The following is a 14,139-nucleotide window of genomic DNA, read 5'->3' as shown; positions in this document are numbered from 1 at the left end:
TTCTCTTAAATAGTTATTATGAAAATATTCCTTATATTTAAATATTTGATTCCGAATCAGGTTTCGGCAATACCACATTCTCATCAGTCGGCAAAATATCACTACTATAATAAGAGCTGGCGGGGATCAATCTATTCAACCGTTTATACATATAGAATATCTGCCCTTCACCCAGAAATTCACGACGGGCATCATTTACCAACAAATCTATAAACTCCGATTTATTTGTCACATTATCAAACTTTTTTGATATCCCTCTTCCTTTTTTCACCAATTCCAAATAGCCTCGTGCTTCTTTGGGTTTGGTATCAAAAATCGCTTCAGCAGCAATGTAATACACCTCAGACATACGTATCATAGGGAGCATACGGTTATTTGTTTTCCCTTCATTTGTACTCTCTGTCTGTTTGTTATACTTCAATGTGCGATAATAAAACCCATAATACTTCTCTTCCAATTGATACTTAAACCGCCAGTCGCTATTTATTTCATCCCCATACAGTTCTTTCGCAACATCACCATCAAGACACAAATAATTCTCCTCACTGGCACCATCGGAACCATGATTTATTTCCTGATCCCATTCCACCAACTCCTTTGAAGAATAGAGCCCGAAAATAATATCATTATACATCTTCATATTTCCATTCCTAAAGCCAGACGAATTAGTTGAAGCCTCGAAATAGCCGGTTTTATTTTCTTCATCAATGATTTTCTTGGCTTCTGCATAAGCCTCTGCATTCTTTCCCGCATACAAGAAAACACGAGCCAACTCCGCCGTTACCGCATAATAATTCAGGCGATAGCCTCTGCTTTTTGCAAACAGGCTCTCTGAAACCGTTTCGATATTGAATCTAGCGTTCGCCCCCATACTAGATGTTGCATCCACTTCCTTCAGAATGCGCTGTGCTTCCTTCAAATCAGCAATAATCTGTTCCAAACAATAACTAACAGTTTGATGGTTGTTGACATAGCTAGGATAAACATTAACATAAGGAATGAAAGTACGATCATCTTTCCCGAAACCAACAGATGAAGGAGATGGAGCATAAATACGAAGCAAATCAAATTGTATAAATGCGCGCAATCCGATAGCCTCACCCAAAATCATCTGCCGCTCACCATCAAGTCCACTAAAGAGATTAGGGTCAGCTTTGGCGGCCTGTTGAGCCAATTCATTACAATTGGCAACCACATTCCAAGCAGCATTCCACATGGCATCTGTGACAGGGACTAATTCTGTATTTTTAAACTGAAGCGCTGCCATATTTCTCATAGCTGTTCCACCACCTATACTTGGAGCTTGATCTATATAATAAGACTGCGCCCAGGCATCCATAATGCCCCAAGTAAGGTTACTTCCATACAAATTGAAAGTAGCCATCTTCCGGTAAATACCGTTCGTTGCCGTACGGAAACCATCACCAGAAGAGAACAAATATTCCTCCTTTATCTCATCAGAAGGATAAAGGTCAAGCCAATCTGAACACGAAGAGAGTGTCAAGACTACAAACGCAAAAGAAACAAACGTAGTATATATTTTTCGTATCATAATGGTATACTTAGAATTGTGCTTTAATAGAGAAATCAACCGTCCATGACTTCGGGTAACTTAAACCTCGCTCCTGACGGATAGAATTCCAGTTAATAAAATCGCGTGTACTTGCTTCCAATCGGAGCATATTCATTCCCAAATACTTCTTTATCCATTCCCGATTGAAATCATAGCTTAAAGTTAATGCACTCAAACGCAGATAAGCCTTATCCTGAACGAAGCGTGAAGTCGGCATAGTGGCACAGGGTCGACGCATTATATTTTTTACTATCTTACAACTTGTATTTTATTTTTATATTATTGACTATTAGTGTATTATCTATTGTATATGTCGATTATTTTCCTTATCTTTATAAGATATTATAAAACATAAACTAACATGAAAATTGGCATAATTGACCTTTGTAAACAAATAGAAGATCCTAGGATGAACCGCAAAAAAGTACATAAAATGGAAACTATTATCTATATATCCATTGCTGCTGTAATCTGTGGCGCCCAGTCTTGGAATGAGATTGAGGAATTTGGCAATGCGAAAATTGCTTTTTTCAAAAGTCGCATACCTGACCTGGAGTTCATCCCTAGTCATGATACTTTTAATAGATTCTTCAGTATAATAAAGCCCGAGTATTTTGAGTTGATCTTTCGTAATTGGGTAAAACAAGTTTGTCAGGAGGTGAAAGGCGTTGTAGCTATAGATGGCAAGCTCATGCGTGGTCCAAGCCAATGTGATGGAGAGCATACTACGGGAAAAGAAGGATTCAAATTATGGATGGTTTCCGCCTGGTCTGCCGTTAATGGAATTTCTTTAGGTCAGGTAAAAGTAGATGATAAAAGCAATGAAATCACAGCTATTCCATTGTTGATTAACTCTTTGGAACTAAGTGGTTGTATTGTTACAATTGACGCGATGGGATGCCAGAAAGATATAACCCAGACCATTATTGAGCGTGATGCAAATTATATTATAGCTATAAAGGAGAATAAGAAAAAAAATTATCAACTAGCTAAACAAATTATTGACGATTATCAGGATAGAGATGAAATAATCAATAGAGTCACCAGGCATGTGTCGGAAAATACCGGACATGGAAGAGTTGAGAAAAGAACCTGTACTGTAGTCAGTTATGGTTCTATAATGGAGAAAATGTTTAAGAAGAAACTTGTGGGGTTGAAGTCTATTGTAGGGATAAAGTCGGAGAGAACAATAGTAGCAACAGGAGAATATACTCAAGAGGTCAGATACTATGTAACTTCACTTGATAATACCAAACCGGAGGAGATTGCATCTGCCATCAGACAGCATTGGTCTATTGAGAATAATCTTCATTGGCAATTGGATGTTACCTTTCGAGAAGACTACAGTAAAAAGGTGAAAAATGCAGCCAGAAACTTTTCGGTGGCAACAAAGATGGCACTTACCATACTAAAGAAGGATAAAACAACAAAAGGAAGTATGAATCTGAAAAGACTAAAAGCCGGATGGGATGAAAAATATTTGTCACAACTTTTACAGAACAATAATTTTTAATGCGTCTGCCCTGCATAGTGGCACTATCGGCATTTTTAATATCTTTAAACTGCGCAATATCTCCCGGCTGTTTCCATCTGTCGGTCAACACACGCAAGTCTACGTTTTGATATTGTATTCTGGCATTCTCCACCCGATCTACCAAAGTCTGATTATACTCCTGCCCGCCCCATTCGTATTGGAAAGCAGCAAATAAGCTCCATTGTTTATAAGCAGCATTAAATCCGATAGAGCCATTGAATTTAGGTTCAGTATTACCAACAGCCACTTCTTGAGTGGCATTCCATGTGTCGGACACACTACCATCACGGTTTAAGAATATTTCCTTACCTGTAGTAGGATCAATACCCAAAGATTTCACAGCCCAAATGGAAGTAAGTGACTGTCCTTCCTCATATTGAGAAATTGGTACTCCATATTTAGAATTATAGCGGCCATACTCTTCATTCACTATATTCTCATAGAATTCTTTTACTCGCTGATTGTAGGCACGTTGAGAATCAGAAATTTTTAGAATCTTATTCTTGTTGTGTGCCATATTTCCCCATAACGCCACCAACCAGTCACGATTACGGAATACTTCGCCACGTACCTGCAACTCAAATCCCTGATTCAGTACTTCACCCATATTGTCTTTATAACTAGAGAAGCCGGAAGTTTGAGACAGGCTGACATCGTTCACCAAATCAATTGTTTTATCATGATAATAATCTGCATCCACTGTCAAACGCCGATTCAAAAATTGCATTTCAATACCTACATTAAACTTATCAGTCTTTTCCCAAGTCAAGTTGTTATTTCCCAAAGCTTTCAACACTGCGCCAAAACCTGTTGCATACCATTCATCAAAAAGCGCTTCGTACATAGTCGTAGCAGCATAAGCTGGAAAACTAGCTTTACCAGTCCGGCCATACGATGCACGTACCTTCAATTTGTTAACTATCTCATTTCCTTTTAGAAACTCATAATTATGAATGTTCACCCCCAAACCTCCGGAGAAGAACGGTGCCCAGCGTTGCTTGGAGCCAAAATCAGATGACCCATCAAAACGAACAGAGAAATCAGCCAAATAAATATCATTCCATGTATAGTTTCCGGTAGCCCATGCACTGACCATGCGTGAAGTACCTTCGGTACGTGACGGCTTTTCATATATTTCGGCTGCATAATTCGATGAATGAAATTGTCCACTCGGGAATCCGCGGTAATGAACGTTTGTCGCATCTGATGAACCAGAAGATGCCTCCCATGCCACAGACAGATTTAAATTATGTTTATTGAAAGAACGTGTATAATATAAAGCTGCATTTGCATTCCAATTCAAACTATTTCCATCATCCACATAGAGGTCACCCAAGTTATGTCCACTTTCATTAGGAGCAGCCGTGGTTTTTGAAGACAGCGGGTCGATAAACCGTTCTCCACTAGAATATTTACGGTTCACACTAAATTGACCTCTAACAGTCCAGTAATCGGTCAGATACCAATTCAAACTCAAATTATTGGATACTTCATCATAAGCACTCCAAGTATAATTGCCAAGAGTCGCTTCGTATAGTGGGTTGTTAGCCTCGCGTAAATTGCTATTCTTCGAGAAGCTCAACCTTTTTCGCAATGTCCCGTCATCATTATAAGGTGTATCATAGGGTTGCAAAATGGTATAGTCACTAAACGAACCATAAGGCGACTCTTTCGATTTAGAATGAGTGAACGATACAGTGTTCTTCACTTGCAAAGACTTCATACGATAATCCAGAGAGAAACCAACACTATAGCGATCACGTCCTGACCCCTTCATCACACCATTCGCTGCATTGTAAGAAGCATCTACACCCCAACGCAAGTTTTGCGTACCTCCCTCTATAAAGAGGCTGTGTTTATGGTCGAATGCATTTCGTAGAGGCAGTACCATCCAATCAGTATCCACACCACGTTGAATTTGTGCAAATCTCTTATTATAATCAAGAATTTGATTTTCCATGTTACTATTATCGAAAAGTCCGGCAAGGCGTTCCATCTCCAGTTTTTCTGAAGCATTTGCCAGATTATAGTCGCTCAAGTCGGGCATTTCCACCGTACCTGTAAAGTTGTAAGAGACACGCACTTCACCTGGTTTCGGAGTGACGGTAGTGATAACTACCACACCGTTAGCGGCACGCGAACCGTAAATAGCGGTAGCTGCAGCATCTTTTAGGATGGTCATGCTCTCTATGCGGCTGGGATCTAAGTCGTATACCTTTTCGATGCTAACTTCAAATCCATCCATAATGAATGTAGGCAGATTGGGATTATTTTCCAGATTCGATTTAGACAATTGATTCTTATCCAAATCTCTGGTACCTACCCCTGAACGTCCACGAATATACATTTCAGGCAATGCGTTCGGATCGGAACCAAACTGCGTATTGCTCATCAAACGAAAAGAAGGGTCGAATGACTGCATGGCATCCAGAACATTGGTTTGCGATACCTTACGCAACTCATCACCTGTTATTTGGGTAGAACTACCAGTAAAGCTTGATTTACGAACATTGCTATATCCGGTTACAACTACATCCTCTAATGTCTTCACATCATCCAACATAGTAATCTCAAGCATCTTCTTACGTGTAGCATCTACCTGAAGAGTCTGTTTCTTCATACCAATAAAAGAGATTTCCAAAGTCACCTTATCATCCTTAACATCCAAAGTAAACTCACCTTCAATATTAGTAGAAGTACCCGTACGAGTACCTTTTACGATGATGCTGGCTCCTGGAATCGGTTCCTTATTCGAATCAATAACCGTACCACGGATACGATTATCACGCTTCTCGGCCTGCAATTTACGAACAACAACAATACCGTCTTTCACCACATAATCAAATCCCTGGGGATTTAAAATCAACTTTAGAGCGACTTCCCATTTCTCATTTTTTGCATTAATTGATACGGGAGGAACTCCTTTAAACATTTGTGAATTATACAACATATTCACTCCTGTTTGTTTCTTCACTGCATCCAAAACAGTCTCAATAGAGACATTGTGCAGGTTTAAAGTTACCGTCTTATCCTGTGACGGTAGAGCCCATGTGCTAAATGTGCAACACACTGCCACTAAAAAACATAGTAGCCATCGTTTTTCTCTCATAAATTAATGATTAAACTTTACCTAATATTCTATTTATTCTTACTCTTTCATTCCATCGTATATCAGCACTTTCCGGCCACTGATTTTATAAGTCAGATCGCCTGTCAGTTCCAAAGCATCCAAGAAAGAATTGATCGTTCCGTAACGTTTCAAACTGCCACTGTAAGTTATGTCGCGTAGATCCGGTGTTTCATAATAAATCTGTATATCATACCAGCGTTCGAATGTCTCCATAATCTCCCCTAAAGAACGGTTTTTAAAGTTGTACACACCATTTACCCAACCGATATACTCATCCAGATCGACTGTACGTTTCTCTGTGCCATTGGCAGAAACTACTGCTTGTTCACCCGGCTGAAGAGTTACCGTTCCGACATTCGGTGCAGAAAATTGAACTTTTCCATGTACCAATGTAGTGTAACAAACGGAAGCATCGGTATAAGCATTCACATTAAACGCCGTACCAAGCACCATCACTTCGCCAAGATGAGTTTGTACCACAAACGGATGAGATTCATCCTGCACAACCTCAAAATAAGCCTCACCTTCCAGAGCTACAATCCTGCGTTTACCCGCAAAGCGTACCGGATAAGTCAACTTAGAACCAGCATTCAAATGAACCGTCGTCCCATCAGCAAGGATCACGGTATTTTCTCCTCCACGTGGTATGATAAGTTCATTTGACTTAACCGGCTTCTCTTCGACGTTTTTCTCTTCGTGTTGTGTTGTGACGGTTGGTTTATATGACAGCACTCCTTCCTTATATTTTACCTGGACGCCATCTACTATTACGTTAACTTCTTTCTTCCGCACATCAATAATGCTGCCATCGGGTAAAGTCAATTGTGCCTGTTGAACTCCTGGCTGAATCAATGGTCTGCTTTCCTCTTCAATCGAACCATAATTCGACATATAGAAAGAGAAACCGATTACTAAAACAACAGCTGCTGCAACAGACCACCAAATCCGGAAAGCACGAGACTTCTTTATTACCTCCGGTTCCGTTTGTCCGATTTTCTGAAGGAAAGATTCATAGGCTTTCTTTGATGAATAATTTTTATATTCTTCAAATGCAACTCTTAATGTCTCACCATTCTGCAATTGTTCATACACTTTTTGTAAGTCCGGGCATTCCGCCAATCGCTTTTCAAGCTCTTGCTGTTCCGATTCATTAGCTTCTCCTAAAAGAGCTTTCTTCATTAAAGCGGCATCTTGATATACATTTTCGAACTTCTTCATCTTATTTTTCCTTTTTAAATCAAACAACTGTTTAATTTGCTTTATTATAGATATACATAACTCACAGAAAAGGGTGACAAAAAGATGATATTTTTTTGAGATAAGAATATAAAGGAGAGGAATTTAGAGGCAAAAATATAACATTATGTCACAATACAGAAGGAATCAGTTCGTTTTTAACAAAGAAAACAAATCTTAAGTAATCAATAAAAAGATAAAGATGTATCAAATTGACTTTTTATCTTTTTAGAGAAATAAACAAAGAATAATAGAATGAACAGAGTCGCCCAGCCTCTCACGAAGGAATTTATAGCTGCGTGTCTTTTGAGTTTTAACAGTATTGATACTTATTTCTAAACGTTCCGCTATCTCTTCCCATGTATGTCCTTCGATTCTCATTAAGATAATCCGGCGTTGCTCGGACGGAAGTTCTTCGATATAGCAATAGAGTTGCCGGATAATTTCTTCTTTCACCGTCAATGCATAAATCATATCTTCGTCCTCCACGCTTTCTTCTTCGGCTAAAGAATTCAATATGGTATCATGAATTTGATTATTGCGTATATATAATAAGGTATTATTATAGCAGGCACGATAAAGATAATTGGTAAGCTCTTTAATATCAGAAAAGGTACGCTTCCCTTCCCATACAGAAATAAAAACATCTTGTACCAAATCTTCTACCGCATCGGGGACCGGCAATATCTTTGATACATAAACACATAAGGCAGTATAAAAACGATCGTAGAAATCGCCCCACATCTTTTCATCCTTCCGGTTTACTCCCGCTACTATAGTGTCAATTTTATCGTTCATACTGTCACATTACCTGCGAAAAAAGGAAACAGAATTCATAAAAATCGCCGTAACTACTTACTTTTGCGACATTTACGATTGCAAATATATTGTTTTTTTTCAAAAACGCAGACTTTGCCGGCTTACAAAATAGAAAATAAAAAAGTTCTTTCTCATACATAGAGATTTTTTCACTTTCATCTTTCATCTATCACCAGACTTCTTGAAACAGTTTATTCATAGCACTTTCAAGCATGGTGATAGATTGCCGGTAACCTATCACCTTATCTATCATCTATCACCACCATTTATCGCTCTGATTTCTTGGTTTTTCCCTTCAATTTTACCGGGAATCTTGTCCTATGATAGCCACCAGACTTTATTTTTTTGATTTCAAATATGAGTCAGACAAGAGAAATGCTGACAAAACAATCGTAAGCTATAGGGCAGCGGTTCGTATCCCACAAGACGACAATCTGTTTCATGCTTTGAAACACTCTGTTTCATTACGGGAAACACTTTGTTTCACACCGAGAAACGAATCGTTTCAAACCTTGAAACAAACTGTTTCAAATAGGGTTGAAACTAATTGAATCCAGGCAAATAACAAATTGCCCCAAAAGAAACTCGAACGAGCTTACCATACAGTTCAAATGAGAAGCAAAAGAAAATAATAGTTGGAAATGAAAGGGCACAAAAAAAGAGCGAATCATTCCGCTCCACCTTTAAAGAATCCCCATAAATGGGATTCTTCTTTTTCTTCATCTTTCATTTACTCTTTACCTGAAAACGTCTTTCTCCTAATACCTAATCAAAACAATCTTTTTCCTAAAAACTAATCTTAAAATCTAATACCTTAATTTTATAAACTAACACCTTTTAATTATTACCTTTTTCTAATACCTAAAATATAAGTAGTTTCACAACTACACTGCAAAGGTATAGCTGTTTGCAAAAACAACAAAAGCCATCATGCAAAAAATTACATTCAGATTTATTTTTTTGACTTATGTCAAGACGTAGGGTAGATTTTGAGTGTAAACCTTACGTTTATTCCCACAACAATCCGTCTTTTCAACAAATCTTTCCTTTTACTCTCTAGTTGCATTCATAATTGAGCAAGCGCACAACTAACAAAAAGAAAGCAAAACAGGGAATTTAAAACACAATCTATTACCATTCTATTCAAAAACATACAATCACAAAAAACAATAAGCGGCCTATTTTCGAACAATCTGCATATTTCTAACTCAAAATTACGGCGATTTTTTCAGTCAAACCGGATTCCTCCCCGGATTTTCAGAAGCAAAAACAGCTTGAAGATACAAGTCTCACAACTTTTCCGTAACTTTGCAGCGTTTGATAATAAATAAGATAGGAATGGATTTTAAGTACGACGTAATTGTAATTGGTGCCGGACATGCTGGTTGTGAAGCAGCGGCTGCCGCAGCTAATTTAGGTTCCAAGACTTGTCTCATTACTATGGACATGAACAAGATTGGGCAGATGAGTTGCAACCCGGCTGTAGGAGGAATCGCCAAAGGACAAATTGTACGTGAAATAGATGCACTGGGTGGACAGATGGGATTGGTGACAGATGAAACAGCCATTCAGTTCCGAATTCTAAACCGTTCGAAAGGCCCTGCCATGTGGAGTCCCCGCGCCCAATGCGACCGGGCTAAGTTCATTTGGTCCTGGCGGGAGAAACTAGAAAATACACCCAACCTTCATATCTGGCAAGATACAGTATGCGAACTGCTCGTTGAAAACGGTGAGGCTACCGGATTGGTCACTGCGTGGGGTGTCACCTTCAAAGCGAAATGCATTGTGCTCACCGCAGGCACTTTCCTCAACGGACTGATGCACGTAGGTCGCCATCAATTACCGGGAGGAAGAATGGCCGAACCAGCTTCTTATCAATTGACCGAATCCATCGCCCGTCACGGCATCACCTACGGAAGAATGAAAACCGGTACTCCGGTACGAATCGATGCGCGCAGCGTTCATTTTGACCAAATGGATACACAAGCCGGCGAATGTGACTTCCACAAGTTCTCCTTCATGAATACCAGCACGCACCACTTAAAGCAACTTCAATGCTGGACGTGCTACACCAATGAAGAAGTACACCGGATTCTGCGTGAAGGTTTGCCGGATTCTCCACTGTTCAACGGACAGATACAAAGTATCGGACCACGCTATTGCCCGAGCATAGAAACCAAGATTGTTACTTTCCCCGATAAAGACCAGCACCAGTTATTCCTGGAACCGGAAGGAGAAACAACACAAGAGTTGTATCTTAATGGATTCTCTTCTTCACTTCCGATGGAAATACAAATTGCGGCACTGAAACAAATCCCGGCTTTCAAAGATCTGGTTATCTATCGTCCGGGATATGCTATCGAATATGACTACTTCGATCCGACCCAATTAAAACATACGTTGGAATCGAAGATTATCAAAAACCTGTTCTTTGCCGGACAAGTGAACGGCACTACCGGATATGAGGAAGCAGGAGGACAAGGATTGATAGCCGGCATCAATGCGCATATCAACTGCCACGGTGGAGAAGCCTTTACTCTGGCCCGCGACGAAGCATATATTGGCGTATTAATCGACGATTTGGTTACCAAAGGTGTGGATGAGCCCTACCGTATGTTTACCTCCCGTGCAGAATATCGTATTTTGCTTCGTATGGATGACGCCGATATGCGCCTGACAGAAAAAGCGTTTAAGCTCGGATTGGCAAAGGAAGATCGCTATCAACTGGTAAAAAGCAAGAAAGAAGCCGTGGAACAAATCGTTTCTTTCGCACGCAACTATTCGATGAAACCGGCATTAATTAATGATGCTCTCGAAAAGATAGGAACAACTCCCCTGCGTCAGGGATGCAAGTTGATAGAGATTCTGAATCGTCCGCAAGTGACAATCGAGAATATAACAGAATACGTTCCGGCGTTTCAGCGGGAACTGGAGAAAGCGACAAGTTCGGATCAGGATCGGAAAGAAGAGATTCTCGAAGCTGCTGAAATCTTAATCAAGTATCAAGGATACATTGACAGAGAACGAATGATTGCTGAAAAGCTGGCACGATTGGAGAGCATAAAGATCAAAGGAAAATTTGATTATTCTACCATTCAATCCCTATCCACCGAAGCTCGGCAAAAGTTGGTAAAGATAGATCCGGAAACGATTGCGCAAGCGAGCAGAATTCCAGGAGTCTCCCCAAGCGACATCAACGTACTGCTCGTGCTTTCGGGACGATAGGCGGCAACGTTTCACGTGAAACAAATCATTTAAAGAAACGATATAATTCAATGATTATGAGCAAAGAAACACTAATCAAAAGTATTCGGGAAGTACCCGATTTCCCGATCCCCGGAATCCTGTTCTACGATGTCACCACCCTATTCAAAGATCCATGGTGCCTGCAAGAATTATCAAACATTATGTTTGATATGTATAAGGATAAAGGGATCACCAAAGTAGTAGGAATAGAATCAAGGGGCTTCATCATGGGACCGATTTTAGCCACCCGCCTGAACGCCGGTTTCATTCCTATCCGCAAGCCCGGCAAGCTCCCTGCAGAAACAATTGAAGAAAGCTACGACAAGGAATACGGAAAGGACACCGTGCAAATTCACAAAGACGCACTGGATGAGAATGATGTAGTTCTATTACACGACGACTTGCTGGCAACAGGAGGCACGATGAAAGCGGCTTGTGAATTAGTGAAAAGATTAAAACCTAAAAAGGTATATGTAAACTTCATCATTGAGTTGAAAGAACTGAATGGAAAATCAGTATTCGGAGACGACGTAGAAGTAGAATCGGTATTGACTTTATAAAGGATTTGCATCTATTTGCAGAGAATGTGTCAAAAGTAAGCAGCTAGCGATCTCTCATACCTAACGATTATGAATGTAGAACCGGAAAGCAAAACCAATGAATATTTGAAAGGGATTGTAGCCAACCTTCCCGAGAAACCGGGTATTTACCAATACCTGAATACGGAAGGAACGATTATATACGTTGGAAAGGCAAAAAATCTAAAGAAAAGAGTCTATTCTTATTTCAGCAAAGAGCATGAGCCGGGAAAGACACGAGTATTGGTCAGTAAAATCGCTGATATTCGCTATATCGTAGTCAACACAGAAGAAGATGCGTTATTACTGGAGAATAATCTGATAAAGAAATATAAGCCGCGCTACAACGTTCTGTTAAAGGACGACAAGACCTACCCTTCTATTTGCGTGCAGAATGAGTACTTTCCGAGAATCTTCAAAACAAGAAAGGTTATCAGGAACGGTTCGTCTTATTATGGCCCGTACAGTCACATTCCATCAATGTATGCGGTATTAGACCTGATAAAGCATTTATATCCCTTGCGCACATGCAATTTAAACCTAAGTCCGGAAAACATACGGGCGGGCAAATTTAATGTATGTCTGGAATATCATATAAAAAACTGCGCCGGGCCATGCATCGGGTTGCAATCACAGGAAGAATATCTCAAAAACATAGATGAAATCAAGGAAATCCTGAAAGGGAATACACAAGATATCAGCCGTATGTTGCTGGAAAAGATGCAGACGTTGGCAGCCGAAATGAAGTTTGAAGAGGCGCAGAAAGTGAAAGAGAAATATCTCCTGATAGAGAGTTACCGCTCCAAATCAGAGGTAGTAAGTGCTGTATTGCACAATATCGATGTATTCTCAATCGAAGAGGACGAGTCGAACTCTGCTTTCATCAATTATCTGCACATCACAAACGGCGCCATCAATCAGGCTTTCACGTTCGAATATAAAAAGAAGCTGAACGAATCAAAAGAGGAACTTTTGACGCTTGGTATTATTGAAATGCGGGAACGCTATAAAAGCCAGTCCAGAGAGATTATAGTGCCTTTTGAACTCGATTTGGAGTTAAACAATATCGTATTTACCGTTCCACAGCGGGGAGATAAGAAGAAATTGCTGGATCTTTCGGTTCTAAACGTGAAACAGTACAAGGCCGACCGCCTAAAACAGACAGAAAAGCTGAATCCGGAACAAAGGAGTATGCGTTTAATGAAAGAAATTCAGCAAGAGTTGCATTTGGAAAGACCGCCGCTACAAATCGAGTGTTTTGATAACTCAAACATACAGGGTTCTGATGCCGTGGCAGCCTGTGTTGTATTTAAGAAGGCCAAGCCATCAAAGAAAGATTACCGGAAATACAATATAAAGACGGTTGTAGGGCCTGATGACTATGCTTCCATGAAAGAGGTCGTCAGAAGGCGTTATCAACGCGCTATCGAAGAGAATTCTCCTCTACCCGACCTGATTATCACTGATGGCGGAAAAGGTCAAATGGAGGTCGTCAGAGAAGTCATTGAAGACGAACTGAATCTGGCTATTCCTATTGCCGGACTGGCAAAGGACAACCGCCACCGCACATCGGAGCTGCTTTTTGGATTTCCTCCGCAGACGATTGGTATCAAACAGCAAAGCCCATTATTCCGTCTGCTGACACAGATTCAGGATGAAGTACACCGTTTTGCTATTAGTTTCCATCGTGATAAACGCAGCAAACGACAAGTTGCGTCCGCACTGGATACCATCAAAGGTATCGGAGAAAAGACAAAAACAGCACTTTTGAAAGAGTTTAAGAGCGTAAAACGAATAAAAGAAACCTCTTTTGAGGAGATTGCCGCTATCATCGGAGAAGCGAAAGCCAAGACCGTAAAAGAGGGATTAAGCAATGAATCATCAAAAAATGAATAAGAAGCCGGCGGAATGGAGTCAGTTATCTTTCTATCATTTTTAGCCGCGGATTACACAGATTGCACGGATTTCACGGTTAAATTACTAAAAACCGCATTATCCTTTCAATCTGTATAATCCATGCCTA

7 protein-coding genes and 2 pseudogenes are annotated in these 14,139 nt (G+C 40.1%); 4 read left to right on the top strand and 5 right to left on the bottom strand.

Features of this window, described 5'->3' with window-relative positions; all coding sequences use genetic code 11:
- Window positions 1–37: 37 nt before the first annotated feature.
- Window positions 38–1,552 (bottom strand): RagB/SusD family nutrient uptake outer membrane protein, encoded by a 1,515-nt coding sequence (locus INE92_RS19995; protein ID WP_015531968.1) that lies wholly within the window; start codon window positions 1,550–1,552, stop codon window positions 38–40.
- A 10-nt stretch (window positions 1,553–1,562) separates the two neighbouring features.
- Window positions 1,563–1,796: pseudogene (locus INE92_RS19990) on the bottom strand (hypothetical protein); the annotation flags it as partial.
- A 138-nt stretch (window positions 1,797–1,934) separates the two neighbouring features.
- Here INE92_RS19990 and INE92_RS19985 point away from each other — a divergent pair.
- On the top strand, window positions 1,935–3,086 hold the full coding sequence (locus INE92_RS19985) for an ISAs1 family transposase (protein WP_008018700.1): 1,152 nt from the start codon (window positions 1,935–1,937) through the stop codon (window positions 3,084–3,086).
- A gap of 1 nt (window position 3,087) precedes the next feature.
- Here INE92_RS19985 and INE92_RS19980 read toward each other — a convergent pair.
- The 3 genes and pseudogenes from INE92_RS19980 to INE92_RS19970 form a co-directional block, all read right to left on the bottom strand.
- A pseudogene (locus tag INE92_RS19980) lies at window positions 3,088–6,216 on the bottom strand (SusC/RagA family TonB-linked outer membrane protein); the annotation flags it as partial.
- 39 nt (window positions 6,217–6,255) lie between these two features.
- Complete coding sequence (locus INE92_RS19975) at window positions 6,256–7,455, bottom strand: FecR domain-containing protein (RefSeq protein WP_015531967.1); 1,200 nt, start codon at window positions 7,453–7,455, stop codon at window positions 6,256–6,258.
- A gap of 246 nt (window positions 7,456–7,701) precedes the next feature.
- On the bottom strand, window positions 7,702–8,271 hold the full coding sequence (locus INE92_RS19970; RefSeq protein WP_004307824.1) for an RNA polymerase sigma-70 factor: 570 nt from the start codon (window positions 8,269–8,271) through the stop codon (window positions 7,702–7,704).
- Window positions 8,272–9,630: 1,359 nt separating this feature from the next.
- On the opposite strand from INE92_RS19970, the gene mnmG reads away from it, so the two are divergent.
- The 3 genes from mnmG to uvrC all read left to right on the top strand — a co-directional run bounded on the left by mnmG (window position 9,631) and on the right by uvrC (window position 14,012).
- Window positions 9,631–11,517, top strand: coding sequence for a tRNA uridine-5-carboxymethylaminomethyl(34) synthesis enzyme MnmG (gene mnmG / locus INE92_RS19965; protein WP_004313736.1), 1,887 nt, complete (start codon window positions 9,631–9,633; stop codon window positions 11,515–11,517).
- 50 nt (window positions 11,518–11,567) lie between these two features.
- The gene (locus tag INE92_RS19960; RefSeq protein WP_004313735.1) at window positions 11,568–12,098 is read left to right on the top strand and encodes an adenine phosphoribosyltransferase; all 531 of its coding nucleotides are present in this window, start codon (window positions 11,568–11,570) and stop codon (window positions 12,096–12,098) included.
- 69 nt (window positions 12,099–12,167) lie between these two features.
- Complete coding sequence (gene uvrC, locus INE92_RS19955; protein WP_015531965.1) at window positions 12,168–14,012, top strand: excinuclease ABC subunit UvrC; 1,845 nt, start codon at window positions 12,168–12,170, stop codon at window positions 14,010–14,012.
- Window positions 14,013–14,139 lie beyond the last annotated feature (127 nt).

The organism is Bacteroides xylanisolvens, from assembly GCF_018289135.1.
GTDB lineage: Bacteria > Bacteroidota > Bacteroidia > Bacteroidales > Bacteroidaceae > Bacteroides > Bacteroides xylanisolvens.
The sequence above is the reverse complement of the archived record's forward strand: the minus strand, read 5'-3'. Positions and strand labels throughout refer to the sequence as shown.